At 67.1% G+C, this 17,410-nt stretch carries 18 protein-coding genes and 1 tRNA gene; 8 read left to right on the forward strand and 11 right to left on the reverse strand.

Translation table 11 applies throughout. The features are described 5' to 3' along the window. Positions 1-28: 28 nt before the first annotated feature. Genes rph through I5803_RS10220 form a run of 3 tightly spaced genes read right to left on the reverse strand, consistent with a single transcriptional unit; the run spans position 29 to position 2,707 of the window. A complete protein-coding gene (gene rph / locus I5803_RS10210) occupies positions 29-757 on the reverse strand; it encodes a ribonuclease PH (RefSeq protein ID WP_196986262.1) in 729 nt (242 codons plus the stop codon). A 6-nt stretch (positions 758-763) separates the two neighbouring features. Continuing rightward, positions 764-1,672 (reverse strand): PP2C family protein-serine/threonine phosphatase, encoded by a 909-nt coding sequence (locus tag I5803_RS10215; protein WP_196986263.1) that lies wholly within the window; start codon positions 1,670-1,672, stop codon positions 764-766. Positions 1,673-1,696: 24 nt separating this feature from the next. Next, positions 1,697-2,707 carry a serine/threonine protein kinase gene (locus I5803_RS10220; RefSeq protein WP_196986264.1) on the reverse strand — a complete coding sequence of 337 codons (1,011 nt, stop codon included), beginning with the start codon at positions 2,705-2,707 and terminating at the stop codon, positions 1,697-1,699. Between the two features lie 85 nt (positions 2,708-2,792). Between I5803_RS10220 and I5803_RS10225 the strand changes: the two genes are divergently transcribed. The 5 genes from I5803_RS10225 to I5803_RS10245 all read left to right on the forward strand — a co-directional run bounded on the left by I5803_RS10225 (position 2,793) and on the right by I5803_RS10245 (position 7,850). Continuing rightward, positions 2,793-3,710, forward strand: a complete 918-nt coding sequence (locus I5803_RS10225; RefSeq protein ID WP_196986265.1) for a YicC/YloC family endoribonuclease — start codon at positions 2,793-2,795, stop codon at positions 3,708-3,710. 82 nt (positions 3,711-3,792) lie between these two features. After that, positions 3,793-4,497 (forward strand): hypothetical protein, encoded by a 705-nt coding sequence (locus tag I5803_RS10230; RefSeq protein WP_196986266.1) that lies wholly within the window; start codon positions 3,793-3,795, stop codon positions 4,495-4,497. 97 nt (positions 4,498-4,594) lie between these two features. Then, the gene (gene gmk / locus I5803_RS10235; protein WP_196986267.1) at positions 4,595-5,215 is read left to right on the forward strand and encodes a guanylate kinase; all 621 of its coding nucleotides are present in this window, start codon (positions 4,595-4,597) and stop codon (positions 5,213-5,215) included. 16 nt (positions 5,216-5,231) lie between these two features. After that, a complete protein-coding gene (gene rpoZ, locus I5803_RS10240) occupies positions 5,232-5,435 on the forward strand; it encodes a DNA-directed RNA polymerase subunit omega (protein WP_093162973.1) in 204 nt (67 codons plus the stop codon). Positions 5,436-5,576: 141 nt separating this feature from the next. Further along, on the forward strand, positions 5,577-7,850 hold the full coding sequence (locus I5803_RS10245; protein WP_196986268.1) for a RelA/SpoT family protein: 2,274 nt from the start codon (positions 5,577-5,579) through the stop codon (positions 7,848-7,850). Here I5803_RS10245 and greB read toward each other — a convergent pair. Beyond that, a complete protein-coding gene (gene greB / locus I5803_RS10250; RefSeq protein ID WP_196986269.1) occupies positions 7,823-8,389 on the reverse strand; it encodes a transcription elongation factor GreB in 567 nt (188 codons plus the stop codon). The two genes, I5803_RS10245 and greB, sit on opposite strands and share 28 nt — an antisense overlap. Positions 8,390-8,490: 101 nt before the next feature. Here greB and I5803_RS10255 point away from each other — a divergent pair, with 101 nt between their 5' ends. Further along, positions 8,491-9,213: a hypothetical protein gene (locus I5803_RS10255; RefSeq protein WP_196986270.1), complete on the forward strand. Its 723-nt coding sequence runs from the start codon at positions 8,491-8,493 to the stop codon at positions 9,211-9,213. Here the strand turns inward: I5803_RS10255 and I5803_RS10260 are convergent. Next, the gene (locus I5803_RS10260; RefSeq protein ID WP_196986271.1) at positions 9,210-11,690 is read right to left on the reverse strand and encodes a sensor domain-containing protein; all 2,481 of its coding nucleotides are present in this window, start codon (positions 11,688-11,690) and stop codon (positions 9,210-9,212) included. The two genes, I5803_RS10255 and I5803_RS10260, sit on opposite strands and share 4 nt — an antisense overlap. A gap of 172 nt (positions 11,691-11,862) precedes the next feature. Here I5803_RS10260 and I5803_RS10265 point away from each other — a divergent pair, with 172 nt between their 5' ends. Next, a complete protein-coding gene (locus I5803_RS10265; RefSeq protein ID WP_196986272.1) occupies positions 11,863-12,285 on the forward strand; it encodes a response regulator in 423 nt (140 codons plus the stop codon). 13 nt (positions 12,286-12,298) lie between these two features. Here the strand turns inward: I5803_RS10265 and I5803_RS10270 are convergent, their stop codons facing one another. The 6 genes from I5803_RS10270 to I5803_RS10295 all read right to left on the reverse strand — a co-directional run bounded on the left by I5803_RS10270 (position 12,299) and on the right by I5803_RS10295 (position 16,514). Next, the gene (locus I5803_RS10270; RefSeq protein ID WP_196986273.1) at positions 12,299-12,607 is read right to left on the reverse strand and encodes a hypothetical protein; all 309 of its coding nucleotides are present in this window, start codon (positions 12,605-12,607) and stop codon (positions 12,299-12,301) included. Between the two features lie 178 nt (positions 12,608-12,785). Then, positions 12,786-12,862, reverse strand: a tRNA-Arg gene (locus I5803_RS10275). A 25-nt stretch (positions 12,863-12,887) separates the two neighbouring features. Continuing rightward, positions 12,888-13,844, reverse strand: a complete 957-nt coding sequence (locus I5803_RS10280) for an aldo/keto reductase (protein WP_196986274.1) — start codon at positions 13,842-13,844, stop codon at positions 12,888-12,890. A gap of 58 nt (positions 13,845-13,902) precedes the next feature. After that, entirely contained in the window at positions 13,903-14,832 is a 930-nt protein-coding gene (locus tag I5803_RS10285; RefSeq protein WP_435520849.1) for an NAD(P)-dependent oxidoreductase, read from the reverse strand. Beyond that, entirely contained in the window at positions 14,829-15,512 is a 684-nt protein-coding gene (locus tag I5803_RS10290; RefSeq protein WP_196986275.1) for an RraA family protein, read from the reverse strand. The genes I5803_RS10285 and I5803_RS10290 overlap by 4 nt, the downstream gene beginning before the upstream one ends. A gap of 30 nt (positions 15,513-15,542) precedes the next feature. Next, positions 15,543-16,514: a Bug family tripartite tricarboxylate transporter substrate binding protein gene (locus I5803_RS10295; protein ID WP_196986276.1), complete on the reverse strand. Its 972-nt coding sequence runs from the start codon at positions 16,512-16,514 to the stop codon at positions 15,543-15,545. 112 nt (positions 16,515-16,626) lie between these two features. On the opposite strand from I5803_RS10295, the gene I5803_RS10300 reads away from it, so the two are divergent. Continuing rightward, on the forward strand, positions 16,627-17,385 hold the full coding sequence (locus I5803_RS10300; RefSeq protein WP_354001646.1) for an IclR family transcriptional regulator: 759 nt from the start codon (positions 16,627-16,629) through the stop codon (positions 17,383-17,385). The last annotated feature ends 25 nt before the right edge of the window (positions 17,386-17,410 follow it).

The raw sequence follows: 17,410 nt of genomic DNA on the forward strand, positions 1-17,410 counted from the left end.
CTCCCAGAGGGAGGGGGAGAAAGGCAGGTCAGGCTGCCAGGGACTCTTGCTGGAGCACGACCAGCTCGGCGATGCCCTTTTCGGCCAGGCGCAGCAGTTCGTCCATTTCGGCGCGGGTGAAGGCGGCGCCCTCGGCCGTGCCCTGCACCTCCACGAAGTGGCCGGCGCCGGTCATGACGACGTTCATGTCGGTGTCGCAGCCGACGTCTTCCACGTATTCGAGGTCCAGCAGGGGCGTGCCTTCGACGATGCCGACGGACACGGCGGCCACGGGACCCGTGATGGGCGATTCGCTCAACTTGCCCGTGGCGATGAGCTTGGTCACCGCGTCCTGCGCAGCGACGAAGGCGCCGGTGATTGCCGCCGTGCGCGTGCCGCCGTCGGCCTGCAGCACGTCGCAGTCGATCTGGATCGTGCGCTCGCCGAGCTTCTTCAAGTCGAACACCGCGCGCATGGAGCGGCCGATCAGGCGCTGGATCTCCTGCGTGCGCCCGCTCTGCTTGCCGCGCGCGGCTTCGCGGTCCCCGCGCGTGTGCGTGGCGCGCGGCAGCATGCCGTATTCCGCGGTGACCCAGCCCTCCCCGCTGCCGCGCTTGTGCGGCGGCACCTTCTCTTCGACCGACGCGGTGCACAGCACGCGCGTCTGGCCGAATTCAATGAGGACCGATCCTTCGGCGTGGATGGTGAAGCCCCGCGTGATGCGGATGGGGCGCAGCTGGTCTGCGGCGCGCCGGCCGCTTCTCTCGAAATTTGTCATGGTGGGTCAGGTTTTGCGGGCAGCCGAGCGGCGGATCGCTTCATTGATCTCGGCGATGGAGCGCTCGATGGCGGCGTCGTCGAGGTCCTCGACCATGGTGTCGAGCACGCCTGCCTGGATGGTGGAGGCGAACACGCCGTCGCTGATGCTGTCGGTGGAAATTCCGCGGGTCGATTCGAAGGTGTCGGGGGTTTCCCATTCGAGGGCGATCACCGTCACGTTGTCGCTGTGGTCGCCGCCGTTGCGAAGGGCCGCCTCGACCAGGTCCGGCACCGCCTCCGACACGGGCTTCGTGCACAGGTCGCGCACGATGTCGATGTCCTCGAGGCTGCCCCACAGGCCGTCGGAGCACAGGAGGATCTTGTCGCCCTGCTGCAACTGCACCGGGCCGGTGACGTCGAACACGGGCTTCGTCGGCGAGCCCAGGCAGGTGAAGAGGATGTTGCGGTTGATGCGGTCCAGCCGGACCACGCCGCCCGCGCCGCTTTGCTGCTCGAGGTACGAATGGTCGCGCGTGCGCGTGAGGAGTTCGCTGCCGCGCACCACGTACAGGCGCGAATCGCCGCAGTGCACCCAGGTGGCCGACGTGCCCTGCACGATGGCCGCGACGAGCGTGGTGCGGGGCGTGTCCAGCATGCCCTTTTCGCTGGCGTAGCGGATGATCTGGTGGTGCGCCGCCATGAGCGCGGTCGAGAGGAATTCGGACACGTCCTTCACGATCGGGCGCGCTTCCTTCTGGTACAGCGCGGAGACCGTCTGCAGCGCGAGCTGCGCGGCGACCTCGCCCTCCGGGTGCCCGCCCATGCCGTCGGCCAGCACGAACAGGCCCGACTCCCGCGTGTAGCAATAACCCATGCGGTCTTCGTTCTTTTCGCGCCCGCCCTTGCGGCTGATCTGGAACACGGAGAATTTCATCGCGGGGACTCGGTTCCTGTCGTTTTACTTGGCCTTCACGCCGCCGAAACCGGTGGCGCGCTTGACGTTCTTTTTCGTGTCGGAGACCATGTTGTCGAACTGCAGGCGCATCTTCTCGCCCACCGACAGCTTGGTGTAGCGGCGCTCGCCCTCGCGGCTCAATTCCTTCTGCAGCGCGAACACCGACTGCGGGCGCGACAGCGGGTCGAGCGACATGCACCACTCCACCACTTCGATCAGGTTGTCCGAGTAGACGCCGCGCAGGCGCGAGAGCGCCAGGGCGAGGCGGTCCTTCTCGAGGCGCTGCGGCGCGTCGTTGGGCGGATAGCCCTGCATGCAGGCGTAGATGCAGGCGCCGATCGCGTAGATGTCGGTCCACGGGCCCATCGACGAATCGCGCCGGTACATCTCCGGCGCGGCGAAGCCCGGCGTGTACATCGGGCGGATGAAGTTGCCCTCCTTGGACAGCACCTCGCGCGCGGCGCCGAAGTCGATCATCACGGCCTTGTTGTCGTCGGTGATGAAGATGTTGGCCGGCTTGATGTCCAGGTGCAGCATCTTGTGCTGGTGCACGATGCGCAGGCCGCGCAGGATTTCGTCGAAGAGCGAGCGGATGGTCGACTCGCGGAAGACCTTCTGCTTCTTCAGCTCGCGCGCGGTGATGATGAAGTCCTGCAGGGTCCCGCCCTCCAGGTAGTTCATCACCATGTAGACGGTCTCGTTCTCGCGGAAGAAGTTCAGCACGCTCACGACGGAGGCATGCGAGATCTGCGCGAGCGAGCGGCCCTCCTCGAAGAAGCTCTTGAGGCCCAGGCGATAGAGCGAGAGCTTCTCGGGCTGCACCTGCGGCAGCAGTTCACCGGGAGCGCGGGTGGCGAGGGACGCGGGGAGGTATTCCTTGACGGCGACCTGCTGGCCCTCGTTGTCGACGGCGAGGTAGACCACGCCGAAGCCGCCTGCCGAGAGCTTGCGCACCACGCGGTAGCCACCGATGACGGTGTCCGGCGGCAAGGGAGCAGGTTTCACCTTTGACATAATTTAAGAATCATGGGCCACAAGGCGCGCCCCGGTTATTCTCGCTATCCCGCAACGTTCCGTCGAACCAGAGAGAAAAGTCTCCATGGCAGTTTACAGCATGACCGGTTACGCAAGCGGCCAGCAGGCAGCGCCGCAAGCACCCGCCGGCCAGGAGACCAAAGGCACGCCGGCCGGCCGGCTCGGCCTGGAAATACGGTCCGTCAACAGCCGCTTCCTGGACCTCACCTTCCGGCTTTCCGAGGAGTTGCGCCAGCACGAGCCCGCGCTGCGCGAGATGATCGCGTCGAAGATCCGGCGCGGCAAGGTGGAAGTGCGCGGCGCGCTGGAGAGCGCCGCTGGCGACAGCCTGCGCGAGCCGACGCCGCGCCTGCTGCAGCGGCTCAACACCCTGCAGGACAGCGTGCGCAGCTGGCTGCCCGACGCGCGGGCACTCAGCGTCGCGGACGTGGTGCGCCTGTCGGCGGCGGAGGGTTCCGCGGATGTCGACTGGACCGAACCGCTCGCGGAACTCGCCAGGCGCACCATCGGCGAACTGGTCGCCGCGCGCGAACGCGAAGGCGCGCGCATCGCGACGATGATGCTCGGACACCTCAGGCAGCTGCGCGAGCTCGCGCAGCAGGCGACGCCGCTGGTGCCGAAACTCGTAGAGCAGCAACGCACACGCTTCCTGGAACGGTGGAAGGAAGCCATGGCGCTCGCCGACGGCGCGGCCCTGCCCGAAGCCGCGCAGGATCGCGCGCTCAGCGAAGCCACCGCGTTCGCGATCCGCATCGACGTCGCCGAGGAATTGATGCGCCTCGGCTCGCACCTCGAGGAGATCGAACGCCTGGTCAAAAAAGGCGGGGAAATCGGCAAGCGCCTGGACTTCCTGATCCAGGAGCTCCACCGCGAAGCCAACACGCTGGGCTCCAAATCTGCGGCGCTCGAACTCACGCACATCTCGGTGGATATGAAAGTCCTCATCGAGCAGATGCGCGAGCAGGTGCAAAACATCGAATAAGTCGCAAAAAGCGACGGCTGACCATCTTGTTCAGTTGTAACTCCTCAGTTACCCTCAGCGGCTCAACTACTGGGGGTTTGCCTTGTTCGCACGTCATTTGTTCCTGGCGCTTGCTGCGGCAAGCCTCTTACTCGCCGGTTGCGGCGGCGGCAGCGAGCAAGCTGCATCCCTGTCGGCCGAAAAGTTCGCCGCCGTCAAGCAGCACGCCGACGCCCATGCGGCATCGGTCACCCCGGCGCAGGCCGCCGAGCAGCTCCTGAACGCCGCGGAATCCGCCTATCCCGGTTACTTCACCGGCCACAAGCAGACGCAGAGCTACGGCGCGTTCGCCTTCCGCTTCTATCCGGAAACGAACATGTACCTGGGCGTCGCGATCGTGGCGGGCCTCGGTTACACGCAAAACGGCATCTACGTCGTGGGCACGGGCTTCGGCACACTGGCCAATCCCGCATACCAGGGCGTCGTCACCAACTTCCTTCCGGGCCTGGTCATCGATAGCGGCCTCGGCGGCAACAAGACCCTGACGGTGACTGTCACTGTGCAAGGCTTCAGCAGCACGATCCAGGTGGGCAGCGTCCCGGCGCCGACCACCGAAGTCGACTTCTGCTCGGGGCTGACTTCCGACACGACATTTACCAGCATCGGCGAGCAGGGTGGCGGGTCGCTGACCATCAACAGCTGCAGCTTCAATGGGACATCCGGAAGCATTTCCGCCACGCTGACCTACGTCATCCCCGGCTATCCCTCGCAAGTCATCCCCTATACGATCATGTATTCCTACTCTTGAGACGAATTTCGATCCAAAAGGGGCGCTCCGGCGCCCCTTTGTTTTGGCTCGCCCCGCCTCGAAGTCGCGAAATCCGACTGTTAAGATTCGCCCTCCCATGGACTACCCCGGCAATCTCTTCGTCGTCGCAGCGCCCAGCGGGGCCGGCAAGTCCAGCCTCGTGAAAGCCCTGCTCGAGCTCGACTCGCGCGTTCAGCCCTCCGTCTCCCACACCACGCGCCCGCCGCGCGGCCAGGAAAAGCACGGGCGCGAATACTTTTTCGTCTCCCCGCAGGAATTCGATGCGCTCGTGCTGGCCGACGGCTTCGTGGAATGGGCCTTCGTCCATGGGCAGCGCTACGGCACGTCCAAGAAGGCGATCGAGGAGCGCATCGCCCAGGGCGCCGACGTGATCCTGGAAATCGACTTCCAGGGCGCCTTGTCCATCAAGCGGATCTTCGCCAATGCCGTGCTGGTGTTCATCCTGCCGCCGAGCTGGGAGGAACTCCGCTCCCGGCTGGAGCGGCGCGGCGAAGACGCCCCCGACGTCATCGAACTGCGGCTGCGCAACGCCGCCGAAGAGATGAAGCAAGCCCCGGAGTTCGATTTCGTTATAATCAACGAGTTATTTGAGCGAGCGCTTTTCGACCTGAAAGCGATCGTGCATGCCCAGCGGCTCAAATTCTCCGCCCAGCGCCGCGCCCGGGCCGACACCTTCAAAGCCCTCCACATCCTCTGAGTCCAGGAGTTATTTCATGGCCCGTATCACCGTCGAAGATTGCCTGCAGCAGATCCCGAACCGCTTCCAGCTCGTGCTGGCCGCGACCTACCGAGCTCGCATGCTGAGCCAGGGACACGCCCCCAAGATCGAAAGCAAGAACAAGCCCGGCGTCACCGCCCTGCGCGAAATCGCCGAAGGCAAGATCGGCCTGGAAATGCTCAAGAAAGTCCCCGGCTGAGGACGGCTCCCCCTCAAGGGGGCACCGCCAGCGGCCCGGCAAAGCCGGTTCCGCGGTGGTTCACGAACAGAAAAAGCACCGCTGAGCGGTGCTTTTTCGCTGATGGGCGCACTGCGTCCGAGCGCACGCTACATTAAGGACATGAGCGCGGTCCTCCAAACTCCATCGGGCAAGGGCAAAGGCAAGAAGCCGCCGGCGGCCACCATGCCCAGCCCTGCCGCCGCGAACGCCGCGGCCGCGAGCTTCGCCGCGCTGACTGCGAGCCTGGATTACCTGGACGCGTCCGACATCGAGCTCGTGCGCAAGGCCTACCGCTTTGCCGACGAGGCGCATCTCGGCCAGCTGCGCGCGAGCGGAGAGCCCTATATCACCCACCCGATCGCGGTCGCCGCCCAGTGCGCCGAATGGAAGCTCGATGCGCAGGCGCTCATGGCCGCCCTGCTGCACGATGCGATCGAGGATTGCGGCGTCACCAAGCCGGAGCTGATCGAACGCTTCGGCGCGCCGGTCGCCGAACTGGTGGACGGCCTCACCAAGCTGGACAAGCTGCAGTTCAACACGCGCGAGGAAAGCCAGGCGGAGTCCTTCCGCAAGATGCTGCTTGCGATGGCGCGCGACGTGCGCGTGATCCTCATCAAGCTCGCGGACCGCACGCACAACATGCGCACGCTGGAAGACGTGCCGCGCGAGAAGTGGTCCCGCATCTCGTCGGAGACGCTGGAAATCTACGCGCCCATCGCGCACCGCCTCGGCCTGAACCAGACCTACCGCGAACTGCAGGAGCTCGCGTTCCGCCACCTGCGGCCGTGGCGCTACAACATCCTCAGCAAGGCCGTGACGAAGGCCCGCAATCGCCGCCGCGACCTGATCCAGAAAGTGCAGCGCGAGGTGGAGGCGGCTTTCGAATCCGCCGGGATCGACGTGCGCATCGCGGGCCGCGAGAAGACGCTGTACTCGGTGTACCGCAAGATGGACGAGAAGCACCTGTCCTTCGCGCAGGTCACCGACATCTACGGTTTTCGCGTGATCGTGCCATCGCTCCTCGACTGCTACACCGCGCTCGGCCTGCTGCACCAGATGTACAAGCCGGTGCCGGGCAAATTCAAGGACCACATCGCGATCCCCAAGGTCAACGGCTACCAGTCGCTGCACACGACGCTCGTCGGCCCGGCCGGCGTCAACGTCGAATTCCAGATGCGCACGGAAGCGATGCACGTCGTCGCCGAATCCGGCGTGGCCGCGCACTGGCTGTACAAGGCGAGCTCGCAGGACGGCGACGGCGCGGACCGGCTGGGCACCAAGTGGCTCCAGTCGCTGCTGGACATCCAGCACGAGACGCGCGACGCCGCGGAATTCTGGGACCACGTCAAGATCGACCTCTTTCCGGATGCGGTCTACGTCTTCACGCCCAAGAGCCAGATCATGGCGCTGCCGCGCGGCGCGACCGTGGTGGATTTCGCCTACGCGATCCACAGCAACATCGGCGACCGCACCGTGGCCGCCCGCATCAACGGCATGCAGGTGCCGCTGCGCACCGAGCTGAAAAACGGCGACGTGGTGGAAGTCGTCACCGCGCCGGTGTCCACGCCGAACCCCGCGTGGCTGGGCTTCGTGCGCACCGGCCGCGCACGGTCCAAGATTCGCCACCACCTCAAGACCCTCGCGCAGGCGGAATCGCAGGACCTCGGCGAGAAACTGCTCACGCAGGCGCTGCGCGCGGAGGGCCTCGAGAAGCTGCCGTCCGACGAACCCGAGTTCCACTCCCTCTGGGAAAAGCTGCTGCGCTTCACCGGCAGCCGCAGCCGCGCGGAACTCCTCACCGACATCGGCCTGGGCAAGCGCATCGCGAGCATCGTCGCCAAGCGGCTCGTCACCATGCTGGCCGAGCGCGGCGAGAAGCCGGACACGCTGCTCATCACGCGCGAGCGCTACACCGCGCACGAAAACGTCTCGCAGGGCGAGGTCGTGCTCGACGGCAGCGAGAATGCCTCGGTGCAGTTCGCCACCTGCTGCCGCCCCGTCCCGGGCGACCCGATCGTGGGCTACCTCGGGCGCGGCGAAGGCCTCGTCGTGCACACCGAAGACTGCGCGGTCGCCAAGCGCCTGCAGCACAAGGACAGCGAACGTTTCATCAGCGTCGAGTGGTCCGACGAGCCGGTGCGGCCCTTCGAGACCAGCCTGCTCGTCACCGTGGTCAACGGCAAGGGCGCGCTCGCCCGGGTCGCGGCGGCACTCGCGAATGCGGAGGCCGATATCGCGCACGTGGACATGGGCGACGACCGCGCGCAGGACGCGACCGACATGCGCTTCATCGTCGCCGTGCGCGACCTCGCCCACCTGGACGCCGTGATCCGCACCCTGCGGCGCACCCCCGCCGTCATGCGCGTTCAGCGCGTGCGGCCGGGCGGCGGGTAGTCGACCTTCAGGATCTCGATGTCCTGCGCCCCCAGCGGGGTGACGAGTTTCACCACGTCGCCTTCACGCGCCTTCAACATCGCGCGCGCGATCGGGGAAATCCAGCTCACCTGCTGCTGCGTGCTGTCCGCTTCGTCGATGCCCAGGATGGTGACGGTGCGCTCCACGCCCGATTCCTCGGCATAGGTGACGGTGGCGCCGAAGAACACCTGGTCGCTTCCATGGTGCACCGCCGGGTCGGCCACTTCGGCGATCTCCAGGCGCTTGGTCAGGAACCGGATGCGCCGGTCGATCTCCCGCAGGCGTTTCTTGCCGTAGATGTAGTCGCCGTTTTCGGAGCGATCGCCGTTTTTCGCGGCCCAGTGCACGGCTTCCACGACCTTGGGGCGCTCATCGTCCATCAACTGCAGCAATTCGGCGCGCAGCCGGGCGTATCCCGCGGGCGTCATGTAGTTCTTGCCGCCCCCGGGGAGCGGCGGCAGGGAGGCTTCCTCGTCGTCCTCGTCGCCGTCCGTTTCCCGGGTGAATGCCTTGCTCATGGCCGCAAGCATAGCCACGGCGGCGCCACCGTGCTTGTCCTACAGCCGCATGCGAGCCCTCCTACGGACATGCTTGAGCTTCGGGTGAACAATGGCTCATCTTGACCGCATCCGACGACACCATCCCCTTCACGGCCTCCGCCGCCCGCAAGCCCCGAACGGGAGCCGAAGCCGCGCGCTACGGTGTGTTGCGGCGGCTCGGCCCCGTGCTCAAGCACGACATGGTCGTCAACCTGCAGGCGATTTCCATGATGGCCGAGGTGCTCAATGCACGGCTGGAGCGCGGCACCGACACGCCGGCCGACTTCCAGACCAGCATCTCCAAGCTCAATCGCCTGGCGCGCGATGCGGTCGCGAGCTGCATCAAGGTCGCGACCTGGTTCGAGCCGGGCGAAGACGTGAGCATCAAGCTGGACCAGGGCATCGAGGAATGCCTGTCGCTGCTCGCGAGCAACTTCAACTTCCGCGGCTTCCAGGTCACGCGTGAACTCACCAACGCCGATTTCCAGGTGTGGCGCATCGCGCTGCGCAACCTGGTGATCGCATCGCTCATCTCGCTGACCGACGCATCCTCCGGCGCCTGCGAAGTGACGGTGAAAGCCGAGATCCGCAACGGCGCCGCGGAGATCACCGTGCGCGTGACGCCGCTGGAAGACGCCGCCGAACCGCTGGTGATCGAGCCGAGCTATCGCCACCTCGACTGGGCGGACGTGCAGGCACTGGCTGTCTCCGAGCAGGTGGAACTGGTGCGCGGCCCGGACGAAATCTCGATCCGCATGCCGCGCGCGGTGGCCACCGCGCCGCTGCAGATCGCGCCGGTCTAGACGGCCGCGCCGGATTCCAGCGAGTCCATGAAGGACTCCAGCTCCTCGATCGGCAGGGGCTTGCAGAACAGGAAGCCCTGGAACTCGTCGCAGCCCTGCTTCGCGAGGAACGCGCGCTGCTCCGGCGTCTCCACACCTTCCGCGATCACACCGAGCCCCAGGCTCTGCGCCAGGCCGATGATCGTCTTGGCGATCGCGGCGTCGTTCGCGTCGGTGAGGATGTCCTTCACGAATTCGCGGTCGATCTTCAGCTGGTCGAGCGGCAGGCGCTTCAGGTAGGACAGCGATGAATACCCCATCCCGAAATCGTCCAGGGACAGCGTCACGCCCATCGCCTTGAGGTTGCCCATCTTCGCGACGGTCACCTCGATGCCGTCGGCCAGCAGGCTCTCGGTCAGTTCCAGCTTCAGCTTGTGCGGCGCGATGCCCGATTCGCGCACGACCGTCATCACTTCGTCGACGAAGTCCGGGTGGCGGAACTGCCGCACGCTCACGTTCACCGCGATGCTCAAATGCTTGCGATCCTCGCGCTTGGACCACTCGGCCAGCTGCGCGCAGGCCTGCTGAAGCACCCAGTGGCCGATCGGGATGATGAGCGAGGTCTCCTCCGCCGTCGAAATGAAGTGCGAGGGCGGCACCATGTCCCGCTGCGGATGCCGCCAGCGCAGCAACGCCTCCACGCCCGTCATGCGGCCGTCGGCGCCGACTTGCGGCTGGTAGTCGATGAGGAACTGCCCCTCGCGCCACGCCTGGCGCAGGTCCGTGGCGAGGGCCGCGTTTTCGGTGGCGGTGGCCTGCATCTCCGGATCGAAGAAGCACACCGCATTGCGGCCGGCGGCCTTGGCCTGGTACATCGCGAGGTCGGCCTGCTTGAGCAGCTCGCTCACCGACAGCGGCACGGTGCGCCCGAAGAGCGTCACGCCGATGCTGCAGGTGCTGTGGTGCAGGTAGCCCGAGAGCAGGTAGGGCTCGCCGAGCTTGGCGAGGATGCGCTCGCTCACGATGCGCGCGCCCTCCGCGGGACGGAAGGGCTTGGTCCCGCTGTTTTCCAGCAGGATCACGAATTCGTCGCCGCCCAGGCGCGCCACCGTATCGCCGCGCGCGACGCACGAGCGCAGGCGCTCGGCCACCTGCTGCAGGAGCTGGTCGCCCTTCTGGTGGCCCAGCGTGTCGTTGAGCACCTTGAAGTTGTCCAGGTCGATGAACATCAGCGCGCCTTCGTGCGAGCGGTCCGGGTCGGACAGCGCGCGCTCCAGCCGGTCGAGCAGGAGCTGCCGGTTGGGCAGCTGCGTGAGCGCGTCGTAGAAGGCGAGGTACTGGATCTTCTCCTCGGCCATCTTGCGCTCGGTGATGTCGCGGCCCACCGCCACCCAGTGCGTGAGCCGGCGCTCCTTGTCCCACACCGGGGAGACTTCCAGGTCCACCCAGAAGGGCTCCCCGTTCTTCTTGTAGTTGATCAGGTCCACGCGCACCGGCTGCCACTGCTCCATCGCCGCGCGGATGCGGTCGAGCTCCTTGCGCTGCGTGTTCGGGCCCTGCAGCAGGCGGGGCGTCTTGCCCATCACTTCCTGCGGCGTGTAGCCGGTGCGACGCTCGAACGCCTCGTTGACGAACACGATGCGCGGGCCGGGCGCGCTGAAGGGCCCGGCCTCCGTGATGATGACGATGTCGTTCAGGCGCGCGATGCTGCCTTCCAGCAGCCGCAGGTGTTCCTGGGACTGGTGGCGCTCCGTCACGTCGCGCAGGTGCACCGCGAGCCCCGCCCCGAAGGGATAGCCCCGCGCCTCGATGCGCCGCGACAGGCTGGCGTCGAGCTCCTCGGTCTCCAGCAGGTTGCCCTGGCGGATCGCGCGGCGGAACTGCTCCTCCAGCCGCAGGCGCACCGTCTTCTGGAAGGTGTTCCAGATCATGCGCCCGAGCAATTGCGGCGCGGGCCGGCCAAGCAGCAGTTCCGCCTGCTCGTTCACGTAGGTGAAGCGGCCCTCCTTGTCGATCGTCGCGAAGGCCTCCCCGCTGCCCATCGCGCCTCCCATGCTCACCGTATGCCGCGAAAGCGTGCCCAGGCGGTGCCTGTGCGGTGCGATCTCCTGCACCGCGCCCTCGACCCGCACGATGCGGCCTTCGTCGTCGCGGACCGCCTGGCCGACCGTGCGCACCCACGCGCGGCGGCCGGACTGCGTGATGACCTGCATTTCCTCGTCGAAGGGCGTGCCGTCGGCGATGCAGGCGTGCACCAGCCGGGCGATCGCGTCGCGCCACTCCGGGGCGTAGTGCTGGTAGGCGTCCTTGCGCGAGGGGCTGTAGCCCGCAGGCGCTTCGTGCAGGCGGGCGAGCTGCTCCGACCACTCGAGCCGGTCGCCGGGAAGGTCGAGCGTCCACACGCCGATGAAGGCGGTGCGCTCGAGCAATTGCAGCAGGGTCTCGGCCTGCTGGAGCTTGCCGGGTTCGGCCTGTCCGGGACGATCGATGGTGTGCATGGGTGCGCCATCTTATGCGGCGATGGTCGGGCTGTGTAGGCGGTAGGCACGGTCCTACACCCGAACGCGGGCCCTGCCCCCTGATATCCTGGAACTGCCGCGCTTACATTGGTCTTGTACCCCGACACCCGCCATCGCCCCTATCACCCCTCCACCTGCCCTGCCCCGCCCCGTGCACCTGCAAACCTTCATCGTCGAGGACAACGCGACCATCCGCGAGAACCTGATCGGGACTCTGGAAGAGCTGACCTGCGTGAAAGTGACGGGAACGAGCGCGACGGAGGACGAAGCCCTGGCGTGGATGGAAGCCAACGCGGACGGCTGGGACGTCCTGATCGTCGACCTGTTCCTCAAGCAGGGCAGCGGCATCCACCTCGCCCAGCGGATCGTGGATCGCAAGCCCCACCAGAAGGTCATTGTCTTCAGCAACTACATCAACGCCAGCGTGCGCAAGCGGTGCGCGCAACTGGGTGTGGATGCGGTGTTCGACAAGTCCACCGAAATCGATGCGCTGGTGGACTATTGCGCCCACCAGTGCTTCCGCGTCGCGCAGCTGCACGCCAAGGCCGGCACGCAGGCCCAGGCCGAAGCCTGAGCGCGTAGCGCGGTCAGGCGCCGCGCTGGTGCAGCTGCCGCTCGAGGTGACGGCGCTGCGCGACTTCCTCGTGCAGCAGCTCGGTGACTTCGGCGAGTTCCTCGGCAGCCTCGGCCACCTTCTCTTCCACCGCCACGTTCTGCTCCAGCGCCTTGCGCACTTCCACCTTCTTCAGCGGATCGGGCAGGCTGTGCGTGAGGATGGTGTTGGTCAGGTGCAGGTCGGCGCTGGACACGGCCAGGTCTTTCTGGACCTGCTCGGTACGCCGCGTAGCGTCTTCGATGGGACGGGCGGGCCGCCCACCAGGAATCTTCGGTGACATCTTCATTCCTTTTCGACCGCACCGGGCCGGGTGATGCAACGATAGAAACACCGGGTACACGGCTCTGTCAGCCGATGGCTCTTGGGACGGCAGGACGGCGCACAAAAGCGTGGAGGCGTTCATGCCGCGGGCCAAAAGAAAACCCCCCGGAACCTTTCGATTACCGGGGGGTGACATCTGGTGCGGCTGGCAGGATTCGAACCCACGACCCCTTGGTTCGTAGCCAAGTACTCTATCCAACTGAGCTACAGCCGCTGAGCCCGTGAGTATAGCAGGGGTTTCAGGCCTCCTCGCTGGCCCGGTTCAGGAGCGCCAGCGTCTCGGCATCCAGCACCAGTTCCGCCGCCCTGGCCAGCTCGCCCAATTGCTCCAGCGACGTCGCGCTCGCGATGGGTGCGGCGATCGCCGGTTGCGCCATCACCCAGGCCACCGCCACGCGCGCGGGCGTGCTGTTCGTGCGCTGCGCCGCCTCGTCCAAGGCCGCCAGCACCTTCAGGCCGCGCTCATTGAGGTACTTGGCCACCGTGTTCTTGCCCCGGGCGCTCTTGGCGGCGTCGCCCGCGGTGCGGTACTTGCCCGAGAGGAAGCCGGCCGCCAGCGCATAGAAGCTGATGACGCCGATGCCCTCCTTCACGCACAGCGGCTGCAGGTCCTTCTCGAACACCGCGCGGTCGTACAGGTTGTAGAGGGGCTGCAGCGTCTCGTAGCGCGGCATGCTGCGGCTGCGGCTGATCTCGATGGCCTGCGCGAGCCGTGCCGCGCTGTAGTTGGACGCACCGAGCGCGCGCACCTTGCCCTGGTGGATCAAGCCGGCGAACGCCTCGAGCGTCGCCTCCATCGGCGTGGCCTCGTCGTCCTTGTGCGCCTGGTAGAGGTCGATGCGGTCGACCTGCAGGCGGCGCAGCGAATCGTCCACGGCCTGCGCGATGTACTTCGGTGCGAGGCCCACCTTGCCGTCGCCCATGTCCATGCCGACCTTGGTGGCGATGACGACCTTGTCGCGCTTGCCGCTCTTCTTGAGCCAGCGGCCGATCACCGATTCGGACTCGCCACCGGTGTGGCCAGGCGCCCAGCGCGAATAGACGTCCGCGGTGTCGATGAAGTTGAAGCCCGCGTCGACCCAGGCGTCGAGCAGCGAGAAGGAGGTGGCTTCATCGGCTGTCCAGCCGAACACGTTGCCGCCGAAGCACAGCGGCGAAACCATGATGCCCGAGCGGCCGAGGGGACGTTGCTGCATGTCGCGCTTCCCGAGGAAAAAAGTGGAGCCGCCATTTTGCACGGCCCCGCCCCCTCCTTCAGGCCACGCGCCTGGATGCCCCCTGCTCCACCACCTGCTTCAGGTTCTGCACCGCGCCCACGCCCATCTTCACGTAGGCCTCGCCGGTGACGCCGCCGACGTGCGGGCTGAGGATGATGCGCGGCTCGCCGGCGAACGGATGCCCGGCCACCATCGGCTCCTGCGCGAAGCTGTCCAGCCCGGCCGCGCCCACCTGGCCGCTGCGCACGGCGTCCAGCATCGCGGCTTCGTCCACGAGCCCGCCGCGCGCCGTGTTGACGACGATCACGCCGCGCTTGCATTGCGCAAGCGTCGCCGCGTTCAGCAAGCCGCGATTGTCCGCGGTCAGCGGGCAGTGCAGGGAGATTGCATCGGACTCGCGCCAGAGCGTCTCCAGCGTCACGCTGCGAACGCCGGGCGGGAATTCCTTCGCATAGGGGTCGAACGCGACGACGTTCATGCCCATCGCGATGGCCATCTTCGCGAAGCGCGCGCCGATCGCGCCGACGCCCACCAGGCCGACGGTCTTGCCCTCGAGCTCGATGCTCTTGTGCGTGGCCTTGTCCCAGTGGCCGGTGCGCATGCGCGCGTCGAGTTGCGGAACCGACTTCGCGCAGGCCAGCAGCAAAGCGAGCGCATGCTCCGCCACCGCTGCCGCGTTGGCACCGGCGGCTGCGCGCACCTCGATGCCGCGCGCGGCGGCGGCGTCCTTGTCGATCGTGTCCGTGCCGCTGCCGTGCTTGGAGATCACGCGCAGGGACTTCGCCGCGTCCATCGCCGCGGCGCCCACCTTGCTGTAGCGCACGATGATGCCCACCGGGTCGTGCGCCGCGCACAGGTCGACGATGTCCTGCTCCGTCGGCGTCTTGCCGGCATAGACAACCTCGTAGTCGCCCAGCAGTGCGAGGGCCTGCGGCGCCAGGTCGGCGGCGGTGACGAGGACTTTCACAGGGATTCGCCTTGCCTGAGCACGCCCGCCGCGACCAGCGCGGGCACCAGCCACTTGGCGGCGGTGTCGCCCTTCTTGATGGCTGCAATGCGCGCGGTTTCGTCGGCGACCTTCTTCGCGGCCAGGGGCAGCAGCGACTCGATCTTCTCGCGCTCGACGACGACCACGCCGTCGGCGTCGCCGATGACGAAGTCACCGGCCCGCACCGCCACGCCGCCGACGGTCACCGGGTGACCGATGCGGCCCGGCACGAGCTTGGTCGGGCCGTTCGGGTTGAAGCCCGCGGCGAAGACCGGGAAGCCCATATCCTCGATCTCCAGCGTGTCGCGCACCGCGCCGTCGATCACGACGCCGGCGATGCCGACCTGCTTGCACGCATTCATCATGATGGTGCCCATCAGCGCGGCCGTGAGGTCGCCCTTGCCGTCGATCACCAGCACGTCGCCGGGCTTGGCCAGCGAGATCGCGGCGTGGATCATGAGGTTGTCGCCGGGACGCACGTCCACGGTCAGCGCGCTGCCGGCGAATTGCATGTTGGGGCGCAGGGCGCTGATGCGCCCGTGCAGCGCGCCGCGCCGCCCGGCGACGTCGGCGAGGATGGCGGGCTGGTATTGCGAGGCTTCCTGCACGACGGCGGCGGGAACGCGCGCGAAGTCCTTGATGATGTCGGGTGAACTCATGGTGTTTCCTTGGGTGTGGGGACGCAGGCCTCAGTCGACCTTCGCGCCGGATTCCTTGACGACCTTGCCCCAGCGCACGATGTCCGACTGGATCAGCTTCGCGAATTGTTCGGGCGTGCTGCCCTCGACGTCGGCGCCCTGGTCGCCCAGGCGCTTCTGCAGGTCGGCCGAGTGCAGGGCCTTGTTGAACTCGGCGCTCAGCTGCGCGGTGATGTCCTTGGGCAGCTTGGCCGGGCCGAGGATGCCGAACCAGGTCACTGCCTCGAAGCCCTTGTAGCCGGACTCGGCGATGGTCGGCACGTTGGGCAGGTCGTTGACGCGCTTCTTCGACGTCACGGCGATCGCGCGCATCTTGCCGTTCTTGATGTGGCCGATGAGCGTCGGGATGGACGACATGTACAGCTGCACCTGGCCGCCGATCACGTCCGTCACGCCCTGGGCGGCGCCCTTGTAGGGGATGTGCGTGAGCTTGATCTTCGCTTCCTTCTGGAAGAGCTCGGTCGCGAGGTGCGCCACCGTCCCGTTGCCCGACGTGGCGAAGTTGATCGAGCCCGGGTTGGCCTTGGACGCGGCGACCACGTCGGCGAGCGTCTTGTACGGCGAGTCGGCGGCGACCACCAGCACGAGCGGCGCGCTCGCGACGAGCGTGATGGGCGTCAGGTCTTTTAGCGGGTCGTAGGGCAGCTTGCTGTAGAGCGTCGGGTTGATCGCGAGGTTGCTGGTCTGCCCGAGCACCAGCGTCAGGCCGTCGGCCGGCGCCTTGGCGACCGCGTCGATGCCCAGGTTGCCGCCGGAGCCCGGCTTGTTGTCGATGACGAAATTCCACTTGGTGAACGAGGTCACCTTGTTCGCGACGTCGCGCGCGATGATGTCGGTGCCGCCGCCCGCCGGGAAGGGCACGACGAGGCGGATGGGCTTGCCGGGATAGGTGTCGGCGAAGGCGCTCGTGGCGAGCGTGGCGGTGAGGATCGCGCCCAGCGCGAGACGGCGGGTGAACAGCATGGGATGTCTCCTTGGAGGTGGCCCTCGCAACGGATGGCGGGGGATGGGCATGACTGTAGACCCGTGTTCCACCCGATACAATGGCGTTTCATTCCACGCCCCCCGGTTCACTGTGCGAAACACCGACCCAGCCCCCGCCGACACCCCCGAAGCAGGCGGCGTCACCGCCGTCACCCGCGCGCTGACGCTGATGGAAGCCTTCCACGTGGGCGAATCGACGTTGTCGCTCGCCGAACTCAGCCGGCGCGCCGGCATGCACAAGACCACCGCGCTGCGGCTCGCGCGCACGCTCGCGAAATCCAGCTACATGGTGCAGACGGAGGACGGCCAGTGGCGCCTCGGCCCCGCCACGGGCTGGCTCGGCGCGCGCTACCAGGCGGGCTTCGACGTGAACAACGTCGTGGAGCCGAGCCTGCGCGAACTCTCGCGCCTCACCGGCGAGAGCGCGTCCTTCTACGTGCGCGAAGGGGACACCCGCGCCTGCATCTCCCGCGTCGAGGGGCCGCAGGCGGTGCGGCACCACGTGCGCATCGGCGAACGCCTGCCGCTCGACAAGGGCGCGCCGGGCCGCGTGATCCTCGCGTTCTCGGGCGCCAAGGGCAAGGTGTACGAGGAGATCCGCGAACGCGGCTTTCACGTCTCGATCGGCGAGCGCGAGGCGGAGGTGTCCAGCGCGTCGGCGCCGGTGTTCGGCCTCAACTGGCGGCTCCTCGGCTCGATGGCGATCTCCGGGCCGAGCGCGCGCCTCACCAAGGCGCGGCTGGACAAGCATGCGAAGACCGTGATGGCGGCGGCGAACCAGCTTTCGTACGCGCTCGCCGGCAGCCGGTCGGTGCACACGCCGGCCGCGGTGTCGCGCTGGCATCCCTGAACTGCGCGCTCGCCGATAATCGAGG

The organism is Caenimonas aquaedulcis, assembly GCF_015831345.1.
GTDB lineage: Bacteria > Pseudomonadota > Gammaproteobacteria > Burkholderiales > Burkholderiaceae_C > Ramlibacter > Ramlibacter aquaedulcis.

What these genes read in the sequence shown, in the direction of transcription:
- rph (WP_196986262.1), bottom strand. Translation starts at nt 757, where the DNA reads ATGACAAATTTCGAGAGAAGCGGCCGGCGCGCCGCAGACCAGCTGCGC.
- I5803_RS10215 (WP_196986263.1), bottom strand. Translation starts at nt 1,672, where the DNA reads ATGAAATTCTCCGTGTTCCAGATCAGCCGCAAGGGCGGGCGCGAAAAG.
- I5803_RS10220 (WP_196986264.1), bottom strand. Translation starts at nt 2,707, where the DNA reads ATGTCAAAGGTGAAACCTGCTCCCTTGCCGCCGGACACCGTCATCGGT.
- I5803_RS10225 (WP_196986265.1), top strand. Translation starts at nt 2,793, where the DNA reads ATGGCAGTTTACAGCATGACCGGTTACGCAAGCGGCCAGCAGGCAGCG.
- gmk (WP_196986267.1), top strand. Translation starts at nt 4,595, where the DNA reads ATGGACTACCCCGGCAATCTCTTCGTCGTCGCAGCGCCCAGCGGGGCC.
- rpoZ (WP_093162973.1), top strand. Translation starts at nt 5,232, where the DNA reads ATGGCCCGTATCACCGTCGAAGATTGCCTGCAGCAGATCCCGAACCGC.
- I5803_RS10245 (WP_196986268.1), top strand. Translation starts at nt 5,577, where the DNA reads ATGAGCGCGGTCCTCCAAACTCCATCGGGCAAGGGCAAAGGCAAGAAG.
- greB (WP_196986269.1), bottom strand. Translation starts at nt 8,389, where the DNA reads ATGAGCAAGGCATTCACCCGGGAAACGGACGGCGACGAGGACGACGAG.
- I5803_RS10260 (WP_196986271.1), bottom strand. Translation starts at nt 11,690, where the DNA reads ATGCACACCATCGATCGTCCCGGACAGGCCGAACCCGGCAAGCTCCAG.
- I5803_RS10270 (WP_196986273.1), bottom strand. Translation starts at nt 12,607, where the DNA reads ATGTCACCGAAGATTCCTGGTGGGCGGCCCGCCCGTCCCATCGAAGAC.
- I5803_RS10280 (WP_196986274.1), bottom strand. Translation starts at nt 13,844, where the DNA reads ATGCAGCAACGTCCCCTCGGCCGCTCGGGCATCATGGTTTCGCCGCTG.
- I5803_RS10290 (WP_196986275.1), bottom strand. Translation starts at nt 15,512, where the DNA reads ATGAGTTCACCCGACATCATCAAGGACTTCGCGCGCGTTCCCGCCGCC.
- I5803_RS10295 (WP_196986276.1), bottom strand. Translation starts at nt 16,514, where the DNA reads ATGCTGTTCACCCGCCGTCTCGCGCTGGGCGCGATCCTCACCGCCACG.